Annotated in this window: 13 protein-coding genes, 1 tRNA gene and 1 riboswitch; of the genes, 7 read left to right on the top strand and 7 right to left on the bottom strand. The window is 67.2% G+C overall.

The genetic code is table 11. The annotated features are described in order from the left end of the window. Positions 1 to 344: 344 nt before the first annotated feature. Complete coding sequence (locus tag QOL82_RS08770; RefSeq protein ID WP_283441870.1) at positions 345 to 1,286, bottom strand: CysB family HTH-type transcriptional regulator; 942 nt, start codon at positions 1,284 to 1,286, stop codon at positions 345 to 347. A 126-nt stretch (positions 1,287 to 1,412) separates the two neighbouring features. Between QOL82_RS08770 and QOL82_RS08765 the strand changes: the two genes are divergently transcribed. From QOL82_RS08765 to cobA, 7 genes are read left to right on the top strand one after another with little or no spacing between them, the layout of a single operon-like run. Further along, complete coding sequence (locus QOL82_RS08765; protein WP_283441869.1) at positions 1,413 to 2,186, top strand: sulfite exporter TauE/SafE family protein; 774 nt, start codon at positions 1,413 to 1,415, stop codon at positions 2,184 to 2,186. Positions 2,187 to 2,211: 25 nt separating this feature from the next. Then, entirely contained in the window at positions 2,212 to 3,906 is a 1,695-nt protein-coding gene (locus QOL82_RS08760; protein WP_283441868.1) for a nitrite/sulfite reductase, read from the top strand. Then, positions 3,899 to 4,432, top strand: a complete 534-nt coding sequence (locus QOL82_RS08755) for a DUF934 domain-containing protein (RefSeq protein ID WP_283441867.1) — start codon at positions 3,899 to 3,901, stop codon at positions 4,430 to 4,432. The genes QOL82_RS08760 and QOL82_RS08755 overlap by 8 nt, the downstream gene beginning before the upstream one ends. After that, positions 4,429 to 5,148 carry a phosphoadenylyl-sulfate reductase gene (locus tag QOL82_RS08750; protein WP_283441866.1) on the top strand — a complete coding sequence of 240 codons (720 nt, stop codon included), beginning with the start codon at positions 4,429 to 4,431 and terminating at the stop codon, positions 5,146 to 5,148. The genes QOL82_RS08755 and QOL82_RS08750 overlap by 4 nt, the downstream gene beginning before the upstream one ends. An 18-nt stretch (positions 5,149 to 5,166) precedes the next feature. Continuing rightward, the gene (cysD, locus tag QOL82_RS08745; protein WP_283441865.1) at positions 5,167 to 6,102 is read left to right on the top strand and encodes a sulfate adenylyltransferase subunit CysD; all 936 of its coding nucleotides are present in this window, start codon (positions 5,167 to 5,169) and stop codon (positions 6,100 to 6,102) included. Continuing rightward, positions 6,102 to 7,436, top strand: coding sequence for a sulfate adenylyltransferase subunit 1 (locus tag QOL82_RS08740; RefSeq protein ID WP_283441864.1), 1,335 nt, complete (start codon positions 6,102 to 6,104; stop codon positions 7,434 to 7,436). Before cysD ends, QOL82_RS08740 begins: the two co-directional genes overlap by 1 nt. Before the next feature lie 4 nt (positions 7,437 to 7,440). Next, entirely contained in the window at positions 7,441 to 8,193 is a 753-nt protein-coding gene (cobA, locus tag QOL82_RS08735) for a uroporphyrinogen-III C-methyltransferase (protein ID WP_283441863.1), read from the top strand. Here the strand turns inward: cobA and QOL82_RS08730 are convergent. The 6 genes from QOL82_RS08730 to QOL82_RS08705 all read right to left on the bottom strand — a co-directional run bounded on the left by QOL82_RS08730 (position 8,190) and on the right by QOL82_RS08705 (position 14,850). Further along, on the bottom strand, positions 8,190 to 8,516 hold the full coding sequence (locus QOL82_RS08730) for a hypothetical protein (protein ID WP_283441862.1): 327 nt from the start codon (positions 8,514 to 8,516) through the stop codon (positions 8,190 to 8,192). The genes cobA and QOL82_RS08730 overlap by 4 nt on opposite strands. A 947-nt stretch (positions 8,517 to 9,463) precedes the next feature. Beyond that, a tRNA-Sec gene (locus tag QOL82_RS08725) sits at positions 9,464 to 9,556 on the bottom strand. A gap of 46 nt (positions 9,557 to 9,602) precedes the next feature. Next, complete coding sequence (gene selB, locus QOL82_RS08720; protein WP_283441861.1) at positions 9,603 to 11,498, bottom strand: selenocysteine-specific translation elongation factor; 1,896 nt, start codon at positions 11,496 to 11,498, stop codon at positions 9,603 to 9,605. Beyond that, positions 11,495 to 12,868 (bottom strand): L-seryl-tRNA(Sec) selenium transferase, encoded by a 1,374-nt coding sequence (gene selA, locus QOL82_RS08715; protein WP_283441860.1) that lies wholly within the window; start codon positions 12,866 to 12,868, stop codon positions 11,495 to 11,497. Before selA ends, selB begins: the two co-directional genes overlap by 4 nt. Positions 12,869 to 12,889: 21 nt before the next feature. Then, positions 12,890 to 13,420, bottom strand: a complete 531-nt coding sequence (locus QOL82_RS08710; RefSeq protein WP_283441859.1) for a UGSC family (seleno)protein — start codon at positions 13,418 to 13,420, stop codon at positions 12,890 to 12,892. Beyond that, entirely contained in the window at positions 13,417 to 14,850 is a 1,434-nt protein-coding gene (locus tag QOL82_RS08705; protein ID WP_283441858.1) for a thioredoxin family protein, read from the bottom strand. Before QOL82_RS08705 ends, QOL82_RS08710 begins: the two co-directional genes overlap by 4 nt. Before the next feature lie 136 nt (positions 14,851 to 14,986). Continuing rightward, a riboswitch (FMN riboswitch) is annotated at positions 14,987 to 15,132 on the top strand. The last annotated feature ends 52 nt before the right edge of the window (positions 15,133 to 15,184 follow it).

The following is a 15,184-nucleotide window of genomic DNA, read 5'->3' as shown; positions in this document are numbered from 1 at the left end:
AACTCGCTTCGCTCAGACAGCGGACGCTTCTTTATCCGTTTCAGGCACTGGCGACGCGTCGCCATCTAACGGGGATTCACTGCAACGGCAACGGCCACTTCAAAGGCAACGGCAACGGCAACGGCAACGGCAACGGCAACTGTCGCTGCGCGGAACGGCAACGACAACGGCAACAGCCACTTCAAAGGCAACGGCAACTGTCGCTACGCGGAACGGCAACTACAACGGCAACTGTCGCTACGCGGAACGGCAACGGCGACTACAACGGCAACGGTCGCTGCGCGGAGCTAACTGCAACAGCAACCGTCGCTGCGCGGCGCCCTACCCCTCCCCCGCGGCAGCCCTCACAGTTCATACATCGGCTGCTCGCCGCTCATCGCCTGCTCCACCAGCTTCCTGGTAAGCGCCGGCGTCATCAGCTCGATGAACGTATACACATAGCTCCGCAGATAAGCCCCCTGCTTCACCGCCACCCTCGACACATTGCTGCCAAACAGATGTCCAGCCGACATCGCCCGCAAGTTCCGGTCGCGCTCCGCATCGAACGCCATCCCCGCAATGATCCCCACCCCCATCCCCAGCTCGACATACGTCTTGATCACATCCGCATCGATCGCCTCGAGCAGGATGTCCGGCTTCAGCGAACGCAGCGCGAATGCATGGTCGATCTTGTTGCGGCCGGCGAAAGCGGCGTCATAGGTGATGAGCGGGTAGCTCGCGATTTCCTCCAGCGACAGGGGCTTGGCGCGCAGCAGAGGATGGTCGGGCGGCGTGACCACCAGGTGCTCCCACTGGTAACACGGCAGCGAGATCAATCCATCCATCTCGGCGATCGACTCGGTGGCGATGGCCAGGTCGGCCTGATCGTTCAGCACCATCTCGGCGATCTGCTTGGGATTGCCCTGGAGCAGCGACAGCCGCACTTTCGGGAAACGCTGCGCGAATAGCTGGACCACGCGCGGCAGTGAGTAGCGGGCCTGGGTGTGGGTGGTTGCGATGGTGAAACTTCCGCTGTCGTGCGCGGCGAATTCCTTGCCGATGCGCTTGAGGCTGTCGATTTCCTGCATCACCGTTTCGACCGACTTCAGCACGGCCCTGCCGGGCTCGGTCAGGCCGCGGATGCGCTTGCCGTGGCGGGTGAAGATGTCCACGCCCAGCTCTTCCTCCAGCTCGATGATGGCCTTGGAGACGCCGGGCTGGGACGTAAACAGCGCTTTCGCGGCTTCGGTGAGGTTGAAATTCTGGCGCACCGCTTCACGGACGAAACGCAGTTGATGGAGATTCATGGGAAAGAGCCGATCAGGTAGACGACATCCTGCATATTACGCATAAGCATATAAGCAAATAAATACTCTGTCGTTGTGAATAAGGCCGGAGTTTATTACGATTCGTGCTCATTTGCGCGGGGGGTTATGACTTTAACGTATGTAGGATCCGGCTTTGCGGTGGGCCTGCTGGTTGGCCTGACCGGCGTCGGCGGCGGCTCGCTGATGACGCCGCTGCTCACGCTGCTGTTCGGGATCAACCCGGCGGTGGCGGTCGGAACCGACCTCGCCTTTGCCTCCGCGACCAAGGTCGCCGGTACGTTCGCCCACCGCTACCATGGCAATGTGCACTGGGATATCGTCCGCCGCCTGTGCCTGGGCGCGCTGCCGGCCGCGGTGGTGACCGCGCTGGGACTCAAGTACTTCGGTGCGCTCAGCCAGGAGATCGGCCAGTTCATACGCTATTCGATCGCCACGTCGGTGCTGCTGACCGTCGTCGCCATCCTGTTCAGAGGCCGCATGCAGGCATGGATGAACAGCCATCCGAGCCGCCAGTTGCACGGCCGCGCGCTGACGACGGCCACTGTTGTCTCAGGCGCAATATTGGGTACATTGGTTACAATATCGTCCATTGGCGCCGGAGCGGTTGGCGCCACCTTGCTGGTTCTGCTGTATCCACGCCTGAAGCCGGCTGAAATAGCCGGCACCGACATTGCCTACGCCGTCCCGCTGACGGCGATTGCGGCCCTGGGCCACTGGTGGCTGGGGTCGATCAACTGGGAACTGCTTGCCATGCTGCTGCTCGGTTCAGTGCCCGGGATCACCCTCGGTTCGCTGGCTGCGCGTGCGGTGCCGGAACGCGCTTTGCGCGGTCTGCTGGCGATCACCCTGACAGGCGTTGCAGCCAAACTGGTGCTGTGACCGAAGCCCAATTTAAGGAATGACCATGTATCGTTATGACCAGTACGATTTCCAGATAGTCAAGGAACGCATCGAGCAATACCGTGACCAGGTGCGCCGACGCCTGTCCGGCGAGCTGGCGGAGGAAGAATTCCGGCCGCTGCGCCTGCAGAACGGACTCTACCTGCAGCGCCATGCGTACATGCTGCGCGTGGCCGTGCCCTATGGCCTGCTGAATGCGCAGCAGATACGCATGTTCGGCGAGATCGCGCGCAAGCATGACCGCGGCTACGGCCACATGACGACCCGCCAGAACATCCAGTACAACTGGATCACGCTGGAAGAGACCCCGGAGATCCTGGAAAAGCTGGCGTCGGTCGAGATGCACGCGATCCAGACCTCGGGCAACTGCATCCGCAACATCACCACCGACGAGTTCTGCGGCGTCGCCGCCGACGAGATCGTCGACCCGCGGCCGTATGCGGAAATCATGCGCCAGTGGAGCACCTTCCACCCGGAGTTCGCCTACCTGCCGCGCAAGTTCAAGATTGCCTTCAACGGCTCGGTGGAAGACCGCGCAGCGACCGCCGTGCATGACCTGGCGTTCACCGTGCTGCAGAATGAGCAGGGCGAGGTTGGCTTCCGCGTGATGGTCGGCGGCGGGATGGGCCGCACGCCTATCCTCGGCAGCGTGATCCGCGAGTTCCTGCCGCGCGAGCACCTGCTGACCTATACCGAAGCGATCATGCGGGTCTACAACCAGTACGGCCGTCGCGACAACATCTACAAGGCGCGCATCAAGATCCTGGTCAAGGCCATCGGCGCCGAAGACTTCGCGCGGCAGGTCGAGCAGGAATGGACCGACATCAAGGACGGCCCGAGCACGCTGACCGAGGACGAATTCAACCGGGTGGCCGCGTACTTCGCGCCGCCCGCCTACGAGCCGCTGGAAGACGGCGGCGCCGCGCTGAAGGCGCAGCAGGAAGAGAACAAGGCCTTCTCCAACTGGATCAACCGCAACGTCAAGCCGCACCGCGTGCCGGGCTATGCGATCGTGCTGCTGTCGCTGAAGAAGACCGGCGTGCCGCCGGGCGACATGACCGCCGACCAGATGGACTTCGTCGCCGGCCTCGCCGAGCGCTACAGCTTCGGCGAACTGCGCGTGACGCACGAGCAGAACCTGGTGCTGGCCGACGTGAAGCAGAGCGAGCTGTTCGCGCTCTGGCAGGAAGCGAAGGCGCAGGGACTGGCCACGCCCAACATCGGGCTGCTGACCGACATCATCTGCTGCCCGGGCGGCGACTTCTGCTCGCTGGCGAATGCGAAGTCGATCCCGATCGCGGAAGCCATTGCCGAGCGTTTCGACAACCTCGACTTCCAGCATGACATCGGCGACATCGAGCTCAACATCTCGGGCTGCATCAACGCCTGCGGCCATCACCATGTCGGCAACATCGGCATCCTGGGCGTGGACAAGGACGGCGCCGAGTGGTACCAGGTGTCGCTCGGCGGCGCCCAGGGCAACCAGAGCTCGATCGGCAAGATCATCGGGCCGTCGTTCTCGGCGCACCAGATGCCGACCGTTATCGAGCGCCTGCTGGAAGTGTATGTGCGCGACCGCATCGAGGACGAGCGCTTCATCGACACCGTGCGCCGCCTCGGCGTGGCGCCGTTCAAGGAACATGTGTACGCGACCCCGATCAAGGCGCGCAACAACGCAGGAGAAGACGCATATGCGTGACATCATCAAGGACCGCAAGATCGTCGCGGACGACTGGCAGGTGCTGCGCCTGGCAGAGGGCGAGACCGCCGAAGGCGTCGCCATTCCCGAGGGCAAGGTCATCGTGCCGCTGGCGGTATGGCAGTCGCGCCGCGACAGCCTGCTGGCGCGCGGCGACGTGGCCGTCTGGCTGGCCAGCGACGAGCGGCCGGAAGCGCTGAAGGACGACGTGGCGACGCTGCCGCTGATCGCCGTGGACTTCCCGAAGTTTGGCGACGGCCGCGGTTATTCGACCGCCTACAACCTGCGCGCCCGGCTGGGCTACCAGGGCGAGCTGCGGGCCATCGGCGACGTGCTGCGCGACCAGCTGTTCTACATGCAGCGGGTCGGCTTCAACGCCTTCGCGACCCGGCCGGACCGCAGCATCGAGGATGCGCTGAAGGGCCTGACCGACTTCTCCGAGGCCTACCAGGCATCGTGGGACCAGAAGGCGCCGCTGTTCCGGCGCGTCGAGCGCACGGCCGACGTGGAGCCGGCGACAAAATGATTTCCGCCGACTACGACGGCCTGGTCGCGGCCACCCGGGCGACCCTGGAACGCATCGCGTCCGACTTCACGCCAGCGGTGTTCGCATCCAGCCTGGCGGCGGAAGACATGGTGCTGACCGACCTGATCCTGCGCGCGAAGCTGCCTATCCGCATCTTCACGCTGGAAACCGGCCGGCTGCACAAGGAAACCCTGGGCATGCTGGACCGGGTGCGCGAAGTGTACGGCTACGACATCGAGCCCTATCGCCCCGACCCCGCGGCGGTCGACGCCTACGTGCAGCAGAATGGCCTGAACGCGTTCTACGACAGCGTCGAGATGCGCAAGGAATGCTGCCGCATCCGCAAGGTCGACCCGCTGAACCGGGCGCTGGCAGGCCAGCGCGCATGGATCACCGGCCAGCGCCGCGCGCAGTCGGCGACCCGCACCGAGCTCGCGGTGCAGGAAGACGACGCGGCGCACGGCATGGCCAAGTTCAACCCGCTGGCGGACTGGTTGGAAGAAGACGTCTGGCACTACATCCGCAGCAACGACGTGCCTTACAACCCGCTGCATGACCGTGGCTATCCGTCGATAGGCTGCGAGCCGTGCACCCGGGCGATACAGCCGGGCGAGGACGTGCGCGCCGGACGCTGGTGGTGGGAAAACCCGGAATCGAAAGAGTGCGGCCTGCACGTGGTCGACGGCAAGCTCATCCGCATCAAACAAATTGCATAAGCCAGATCGGTATCCATCATGAACACAGCAGTCGAACAATTCCTGACCGCCTCGGCGGCCAACCGCCACCTGGACTGGCTCGAGTCCGAGGCGATCCACATCATGCGCGAGGTCGCGGCCGAGTGCAGCAACCCGGCGCTGCTGTTCTCGGGCGGCAAGGACTCGGTCGTCATGCTGCGCCTGGCCGAGAAAGCCTTCCGGCCGGGCCGCTTCCCGTTCCCGCTGGTGCATATCGACACCGGCCATAACTTCGAGGAAGTGATCACCTTCCGCGACAAGCGCGTGGCCGAACTCGGCGAGCGCCTGATCGTCGGCTCGGTCGAGGACTCGATCCGGCGCGGCACGGTGCGCCTGCGCAATCCGAAGACCGACTCGCGCAATGCGGCCCAGGCGGTGACGCTGCTGGAAACGATCGCCGAGCACAAGTTCGACGCCTGCATCGGCGGCGCCCGCCGCGACGAGGAAAAGGCCCGCGCCAAGGAGCGCATCTTTTCCTTCCGCGACGAGTTCGGCCAGTGGAACCCGAAGGCGCAGCGTCCCGAACTGTGGGACCTGTATAACACCCGCGTCCATCCCGGCGAGAACATGCGCGTGTTCCCGATCTCGAACTGGACCGAGCTCGACGTCTGGCAATACATCGCCCGCGAGAAGCTGGAGCTGCCGAGCATCTACTTCGCGCACGAGCGCCAGGTCATCCCGCGCAACGGCCTGCTGGTGCCGCTGACGGACCTGACGCCGCCGCGCGAAGGCGAGCAGATCGAGACCCAGACCGTGCGCTTCCGCACCGTCGGCGACATCTCCTGCACCTGCCCGGTGTCGTCGGACGCAGCCACGGTGGACGCGATCATCGCCGAGACCGCGGTGACCCAGATCACCGAGCGCGGCGCAACGAGGATGGACGACCAGACCTCGGAAGCCTCGATGGAAAAACGCAAGAAGGAAGGATATTTCTGATGAACGCCCTGGCAACCCAAGCGACCAACGCGCCCGCCGAAAAAACCGAACGCGGCCTGCTGCGCTTCATCACCGCCGGCTCGGTCGACGATGGCAAGAGCACGCTGATCGGCCGCCTGCTGTTCGACAGCAAGGGCATCTTCGCCGACCAGCTCGACGCGATGTCCCGCGCCCGCCACAAGCGCACGGTCGGCGACACCATCGACCTGTCGCTGCTGACCGACGGCCTGGAAGCCGAGCGCGAGCAGGGCATCACCATCGACGTCGCCTACCGCTACTTCGCCACGCCCAAGCGCAAGTTCATCATCGCCGACACGCCGGGCCATGAGCAGTACACGCGCAACATGGTGACCGGCGCATCGACCGCCGACGCGGTGATTATCCTGATCGACGTGTCGAAGGTGAAGCTGGGCGACGACGGCAGCGTGGACCTGCTGATCCAGACCAAGCGGCATTCCACCATTGCCCACCTGCTGCAGATCGAGCACGTGGTGGTGGCGGTCAACAAGATGGACCTGGTGGACTACGACCAGACCGTGTACGACCGCATCGTCGCCGCTTACCGGGCGTTCGCGGAGCAGCTCGGGCTGAAGGACATCCGCCCTATCCCGCTGTCGGCGCTGGCCGGCGACAACGTGGTGAAGAAAGGCGACAAGCTGGGCTGGTACGAAGGCCCGACGCTGATCGAGCTGCTGGAATCGCTGACCGTGTACGACGAGTCGCATGACGACCCGCTGCGCTTCCCGGTGCAGCTGGTGGCGCGCCACGACGGCCACCAGGCCAACGACTTCCGCGGCTACATGGGCCGCATCGAGGCCGGCAAGGTCAGCGTCGGCGACAAGCTGACGGTGCAGCCCGGCGGCCAGTCGGCGACGGTGAAGGACATCGTCACGCTGGACGGCTCGCTGCAAAGCGCCATCGTCGGCCAGTCCGTCACCCTGCTGCTCAATGAATACCTCGACATCTCGCGCGGCGACATGCTGGTGTCGGCCGGCCAGCCGGCCACGCTGCTGAAAACCGTGGAAGCCGATTTGTGCTGGCTGTCCGAGGAGCCGCTGGACCTGCGCCGCAAGTACTGGCTCAAGCACACGACCCGCCAGGTGGCGGCGCGGGTGACGAAGCTCGACAGCCTGCTCGACATCAACACCCAGGAGCGCCGGCCGGCCGATGCGCTGGGCCTGAACGGCATCGCGCGGGTCACGCTGAACGTGCAGCAGCCGCTGGCGGCCGACGCGTACGACCATATCCGTGCGACCGGCGCATTCATCCTGATCGACGAGGTCACCCACCAGACGGTGGCCGCCGGCATGATACGGCTGCCGCAGGCGGCCTAGCCCGATGGCGGGTAATGCAGGCCCTGGCAAGGTCTACCTGATCGGCGCCGGCCCCGGCGCCGCCGACCTCATCACCGTGCGCGGCGCGCGCCTGCTGTCGCAGGCGGACGCCGTGCTGCACGACGCGCTGGTCACGCCCGACCTGCTGGCCCTGTGCCCGCAGGCCGAGCTGATCGCGGTCGGCAAGCGCTCCGGCCAGCGTTCCACCGCGCAGACCCTGATCAACGAGCTGCTGGTCGACGCCGCGCACCGGCACAGGCTGGTGGTGCGCCTCAAGGGCGGCGACCCGATGCTCTTCGGCCGCGCCGACGAGGAACTGCGCGCCCTGGAACAAGCCGGCATCCCCTACGAAATCGTCCCCGGCATCACCGCCGCCCTCGCCGCCGCCGCCTCGGCCCGCCAGCCGCTGACCCGGCGCGGCATCGCCCGCAGCGTCGCCCTCTTCACCTCCGCCACCGCTCCCGGCGAACCCGACCAGGTCACCCTGCCCGATTGCGACACGCTGGTCCAGTACATGGGCGGACGCGAGGCGATGGTAACGGCGCGCAAGCTGCTGGAACGCGGCCAGCCCGGCGACACCCCGGTGGTGGTAGTGGAAAACTGCAGCCTAGCGAACGAGCACGTGCTCCGGCTGAGGCTGGACGACCTGGAACAGGGACTGGCGCGCTGCAGCGGCCCGGTGCTGGTGATGATAGGCGCCGCGCTGGCGGCGAGAGAACATGGCGAGGCTGCGCGGCCGGACGCGGGCGGATCCTAGCGGTTTCGTTGGGCGGTAGGTTGCGGGGCCGGCGGGTTCGCTGCTGCGCTTTCATCGCAGACCGCTGCGGGCCGGATGCCGCTGATCATCGGGATCTTAAGCCTGCAGCTAATCATTAAACTTAATCCCGGCATCTTTGCAAAGCTGTTGTCGCAGTTACCGCTTAGGGAGTTTCCGTTCAGCTCCGCGCAGCGACGGTTGCCGTTGCAGTTGTCTGTGAAGTGGCCGTTGCCGTTGCCGTTGCCGTTGCCGTTGCCGTTGCCGTTGCCGTTGCCGTTGCCGTTGCCGTTGCCGTTGCAGTGAATCCCCGTTGATGACGCCACGTCGCTGGCACCGAAATCGGATAAAGAAGCGTCCGCTGTCTGAGCGAAGCGAGTTTCGGACGCTTCCCGATTTCGGTGCCAGCGGCGTGGGCACCCCGCGCAGCGGGGCGGCATCTCCGGGGTCGCCTTTTCTTGGTTACTTCTTTTGGCGAAGCAAAAGAAGTGACCCGGCCGCCGGGACGGACTCCCGGCTAGGTCGTCCGGCAGGCTAGCCGGTATCGCTTCACCCGCCAGCAGGCGTACCGTCGCGAAGCGCTTTTGCAGTTTGCGACGGTTGCACAACGCAAGGCGCCGATGCTACGTCTGCTGACGGGTGAAACATTGAGGCTTCACTGCCGTGGGGAGTAGCCGGGTGTTCGGCCCGGCAGCCGACCCGCTTTTTTGCTTCGCCAAAAAAGTGGGGCAAAAAAGGCGACCCCTACGATGGCGGTCCGCTGCGCGGACTGCACGCGCCGCCAGCACCTGAAACGGGAAGCGTCCGAAACTCGCTTCGCTCAGACAGCGGACGCTTCTTTATCCGTTTCAGGCACTGGCGACGCGTCGCCATCTAACGGGGATTCACTGCAACGGCAACGGCAACGGCCAGTTCACAAGCAACAGCAACTGTCGCTGCGCGGAGCTTAATCGAGCGCCAAGCGCAAAAGCAAGGCTACGCCCGCGCCAGTCAGCACGCCAGCCCCGCCAGGGCCCCGAACCTACCAGGTTCCCCCCATATACTCCCTCCCCAACTGCTCCCGATAAATCCGGTCATTCCTGACCCGGTACCGGTAATGCGAATACCCCGCCCCCACCAGCGCCCCAAGCCAAATCACCGAACCCGTCAAAAAGATCAACATCGTCATTATCTCGTCATTGTTCCATGGAAAAACCGCCTGCATTTTAATGCACGCTGCGATTCCTTGGGCGATAGACGGACACTTTCAATGAGAGAAAACAACGAGGAGAGGCGGAAGGAAATGGGAGTCGAACCCACCAGGCACGCGTGGCGCGCCTCACCGGATTTGAAGTCCGGGCGCACCACCGGGATGCGATGTCCTTCCGAGCCGGCAGCGTAGCACAGGCGCAGCCGGACGCGTAGCCCCCGGCTTACCGGACCATCCGCCGCCGCCCGTGCGCATACCGGGTGTAACCGGCCCGGTCCAGGTATTCCAGCACTTCCACCGTCAGGTTGCGCCCGATGCCCGAACGGTTGCGAAAGCCGGCCGCGTCGAATTCGCCGGTGCCGGATTCCTGCGCCAGCGCCGCCGCGATGTCCGCCAGGGCCGCCACCGTCTGCGGCAGGAAATAGCGGTTGGGCGCGATCTGTTCCAAATAGCCGAGCCGGGCGATCCGCTCCAGGAAAGCCATCAGCGCCGCGCGTTCCATGCCCAGCGCGGCCGCCAGTTCCCCGACGATGGGCGGGCGCAGGCCGGCCGGCTGCAGCAGCGCCGCGACCTGCGCCAGCCGGGCGCTGTCCTCTGCATCCAGCCGCGCGCAATGATCGGGCAGCCGCAGCAGCAGCCCGTCGCGCACCAGCGCCCCCTGCTGCAGCAATGCGCGCAAGGCCGCATGCGCCAGCGGCGGCAGCGCCTCGCTGCGCAATTGCCCGGCCAGCCAGGCTTCCGGCACGCCCAGGCTGTCGGGCTGCCGCGCATGCCAGTCCGCCACCAGCGCCAGCGCACGCCGTTCAAGCGCCTGCCAGCGCTGCCGGCCGATCGCATAGGTGCTGCCGCCCGATTCGGCAGCATGCATTGCCGCCGACAGCCGCAGGCGCGCAACCTGGGCTTCCGACAGGTTGCGCGCCTGCACGAAATCTTCCAGCACCAGTCCGGCGGTTTCGACGTCCAGCAGGGCTGCCAGCGCGTGCCCCGCATCCGCGTGGTCCAGCGCGATGCTGCGGGCCAGGCGCAACGGCCGGGCGATGCGCCGGCTGGTGGCCATGGTGTCGATCACGATACCGCCGCCGATCACGCGCTGCCCGGCCTGCGAGCGCAGCACGAAGCGGTCGCCGTGCATGGCTGCCGCAGGCCGCTCCAGCACCAGTTGCGCATAGGCCTGCTCGCCCGGCGCCAGCGCCCGGACCTGCAGCAGCGCGACGTGGGCGCCCAGGCTGGCCGCGCCCAGATGCAGCTGCACCGGCGTCCAGTGCGCCAGCGGCGCGGCCGCATCCGCGAGCAGGCGCAGCCGCACGTCGAGGCGAGAGGTCGACACGTGCGCGGCGGGCGCCACGACCCAGTCGCCGCGGCCGACTTCCACCCGCTTCAGGTCGCCGGCGAGGTTGAGCGCGCATCGCATGCCGGCCCCGGCCCGGCCGACCGGCCGGTCCTGCACGTGGATCGCGCGCACCCGCACCGGCACGCCGGCTGGCGACAGCAGCAATGCATCGCCTTCCTGCACGCTGCCGGCCAGCACCGCGCCGGTGACGACCAGGCCGGCGCCGTCGAGCGTGAAGCTGCGGTCCACCGCCAGCCTGAAATTGCCGTCCTGCGAACGCGCGGCCAGCCCGGCCTGCGCCGCGGCCAGGTGCTGCCGCAGCGCCTCCACGCCGGCGCCCGCGGTAGCCGACAGCGCAAAGACCGGCGCGTCGCGCAGGCAGGTCGGCGCCAGCAGCGCGGCGATCTCCGCGCCGACCTGATCGATGCGGGCGGCGTCGACCCGGTCGGCCTTGGTCAGCGCGACCGCGCCCCGCGCGATGCCGAGCAGGTCCAGCACGGCCAGGTGTTCGATCGTCTGCGGCATCACGCCGTCGTCGGCGGCGATCACCAGCAGCGCGAAGTCGATCGCGGCGACGCCGGCCAGCATGTTGCGCAGGAAGCGTTCATGGCCGGGCACGTCGACGAATCCGACCGGCTGCGCGCCGCCCAGGTCGGCATGGGCGAAGCCGATGTCGATCGACATGCCGCGGCGCTTCTCCTCGGGCAGCCGGTCGGTGTCGACGCCGGTCAGCGCGCGCACCAGCGTGGTCTTGCCATGGTCGACATGGCCGGCGGTCGCGACGATCATGCGGGCAGCAGCGCGGCCAGCAGGCCGGCTTCGTCATCGAGACAGCGCAGGTCCAGCAGCAGCGCGCCGTCGGCGACGCGGCCGATCACGGGCAGCGGCAGGCTGCGCAGCGCGGTGGCCAGCGCTTCCAGCGCCTGCCCGCCGCGCTTGCCGGCCGGCGCGATCCGCAGCGCAAAGCTGGGCAGCAGGTCGACCGGCAGCGAGCCGCTGCCGATCTGGCTCTGCACCGGCACCACGTCGACCCGGCCGCGCCCGCCCGCCCATTGCGCGGCCGCCGGCAGCAGCCGCAGCGCCTGCGCCTCGATCTCCGCCGCCGGGCGCGACAGCAGCCGCAGCGCCGGCACCCGCTGCGCGAGCCGGTCCGGGTCGGCATAGAGCCGCAGCACCGCGCCCAGCGCCGCGATGGTCAGCTTGTCGCAGCGCAGCGCCCGCTTCATCGGATTCTTCTTGATCCGCGCGACCAGGTCGGCGCGGCCGACGATGATGCCGGCCTGCGGCCCGCCCAGCAGCTTGTCGCCGCTGAAGGTGACGATGCTCGCGCCTTCGCGCAGCGTATCGGCCGGCGTCGGCTCGCGCGGCAGGCCGAAGCGCGACAGGTCGGTCAGCGTCCCGCTGCCGAGGTCCACCACGTAGGGCAGCCCATGTTCGGCGGCCAACGCGCCGAGCTTCACCGGGTCGGCCTCGGCGGTGAAGCCCTCGATCCGGTAATTGCTCGTATGGGCCTTCAGCAGCAGGCCGGTGCGCGGGCCGATGGCCTCGGCATAGTCGCGCAGGTGGGTGCGGTTGGTGGTGCCGACCTCGCGCAGCCGGCAGCCGGCGCGGGCCATGATGTCGGGCAGCCGGAACGCGCCGCCGATCTCGATGAGTTCGCCGCGCGAGACGATGCAGTCGCGCCGCGCGCCCAGGCTGTTGAGGGTCAGCAGCACGGCGGCCGCATTGTTGTTGACGACGGTGGCCGCCTCGGCGCCGGTCAGCCGGCACAGCCATTTCTCGACGTGGCTGTCGCGGTCGCCGCGCTTGCCGGTGGCGAGGTCGTATTCGAGATTGGACGCGCCCGATGCCACCTGCACCATCGCATCGATGGCTTCCTGCGGTAGCGGCGCGCGGCCCAGGTTGGTATGCAGCACGGTGCCGGTCAGGTTCAGCACCCGGCGCAGGCTGGGCGCGAGGTCGGCCTCTACCCGCCGCCCGATGTCGTCGCACAGCGCGTCATCGTCCGGGACCGTGGCGGCGGCCCGGCATGCGTCCAGTGCCGCGCGCACCACGTGCAGCACCGGCGCGCGGCCGTGGCTCGCGGCCAGGGCCGCGACCGGCGGCCATCGCAGCACGCGGTCGACCGACGGCAGGCGCGCCAGCGCGTCGGCCTTCATAAACGCCTTTCCCGGCTGGACTCAGCCCTTTGCGCCGGTAAGCGCGCGCAGGATGGGCTCGACCGCCTGGTCGGCCAGCGCGCGCATCTCGTCGTCGCTGCGATCCTGTATCGGATGCTGGACGAACACCATCGCCGGGTCGAAACCCAGGCTCTTCGACTGCAGCGCAGCCGCTTCGACAAACTCAGTGGATGCAACGCCTACTCCAGGTATGCCCCGACCTTCGAGGTCCGCAATGTCATGCATACAGCACGACGTGCAGGACCCTCAGTCGGCCAGGCCTTCGACGACGACCTGGCATTCGCCGGCGATCTGCTGCGAAAGCGCGGTCGGCGCGACGCGGGTGAAGGTCGGCTTCTTGTAGCGCTTGACGGCGATGCCCATGCCCGACAGGCGCTCGTCGAGCCGGTCAAGGAAGACATTGCCGCGCGCCTTCGATATGTCCAGCAGGCCGACCGTCAGGCCGTCCAGCTGTGCGGGCCGCGCCAGCCGCGGCCGCGCCGACGGCGCGCGCTCCGCGGTCGGGTCGAGCAATATGGTTTGTTGCGTCATAAGGCAATCTCCCTGGTGACAGGTGTGGAGCCGGTGGGGCCGGATGCGGCCCAGCCGGCGATGACAGCGGAAAACAGGCCGGCGCTGCCGCCGGCCCGCACGATCAGAAGTCCGCCGGGGCGGAACTTGGGCACCTTCTTGCCTGCCAGCGCCGCCGGCAGGCCTTCGGCAATGCCGCCGGCGCCGGCCAGCATGTCGTCGGCATCGAAGGTCAGCAATGCGGTCAGTTCGTCGAGCAGCCGCGCCTTCGACCAGCCGGCCTGGATGAAGACCCGGCTATGCTCGGGCGACACCACCAGCACCGCGTCCCCGGCCATTGCCAGCTTCGGATGGTCGACCGCGCGCAGGCACAGCGCGAAGCTCTTCGCCAGCGACTCCGGCGTGCGCGATTTCTGGTCGACGATGCCCTGCACGCCTTCGCCGGCGAACAGCGTGACGGTCGATGCGCCCGCGCCGAAGCCGCGCTCCACCGCCAGCGAGTCCCAGCCGCTGTCTTCGGCTTCGGCAAAGCAGAAGCTGAGCTTGCCCGGGTTGCCGAGCGTCGCGCGGTCCACTTCGCCCGGCCTGCCGCCGCCCACATTGCGTATGACCAGCTGCAGCGCGCGGCCGATGCTGGCGTTGGCCCGGTTGCCCTGCCCCAGCGCATTGACGCCGGAATTCATGCCGACCGCCCTTGCCGCCGGGCCGTTGACGATGACCACCGGCCCGGCGAACATCGTGGTGCAGAGCACGCCATGCATGCCGAACTCGTCGACCAGCGCCGCTTCCACCGCGGCCAGCACGATGGGCAGGTACTCGGGCTTGCAGCCGGCCATCACCGCATTGATCGCGACCTTTTCGACGGTGCAGGGCGCCAGGTCTGGCGGCGCCATGCCCAGCACTTCATCCGGCTTGCGCGTGGTCCCGGCGAGCATGCGCAGCACGCGTTCGCGGGTCGGCGGCACCACCGGCAGGCCGTCGGTCCAGCCGCGCTGGTGGCAGGCCTCGATCGCGTCTTCCTCGTCGCCGAGCGTGACCTCGCGCGAGGCGAAACGCACGTCGCCGAAGCGCAGCGCGAGTTCCTCGGCGACGCCGGGGTCCAGGGTCTTGGAACCGCAGCCGGGGCGCAGCGCAGGCAGCCCTTCGCCCAGCGCATCCAGGCCGCTGAGGCTGCGCCAGTCGTCGCGATGCCAGCCGTAGGTGCGCGCCACCTCGCGTCCGTTTTCAACGCGGATCAGCGTCGGCACCACTTCGATATTGAGACGGTAGGAATGTTCGAGCGAGCGGTCGTCGACGACGCCCGCCATGCCGCCGGCGTAGGCCGGGTCGTCCTGCACATACACGGTCAGCGGGCCGCTGCCGGCCAGCTCGGCCGCGAGCGGCTCCACCAGCGTGCAGGTCGGGCAGCCGCGCTTGGCGACCAGGATCAAACCGTCGGGCAATGGGTTCATGTTGTTATGCGTGCCAGTCGACCAAAGTGACGAACATCATACGAAGGAAGCACAGCGCTGGCTAGCGGTTTTTGCACGACCGTACTATTCGATCGATGATAAGATTTGCCCGGGGCCATCCATCGGTCCCATGTCAGTGCGTCTTCAGGGCGGGGTGAAATTCCCCACCGGCGGTAAAACTACATCACGTAGACAAGCCCGCGAGCGCTTGCGCAAGCAAGGTCAGCAGATCTGGTGCGATTCCAGGGCCGACGGTCATAGTCCGGATGAGAGAAGATGTGCTTACGGTCCTATCCCCGACACCGAGCGATCGGCGCGGGGCTATGCCTGTTTG

Origin of the sequence: Noviherbaspirillum suwonense, from assembly GCF_900182955.1 — a bacterium.
GTDB lineage: Bacteria > Pseudomonadota > Gammaproteobacteria > Burkholderiales > Burkholderiaceae_D > Noviherbaspirillum_A > Noviherbaspirillum_A suwonense.
The sequence above is the reverse complement of the archived record's forward strand: the minus strand, read 5'-3'. Positions and strand labels throughout refer to the sequence as shown.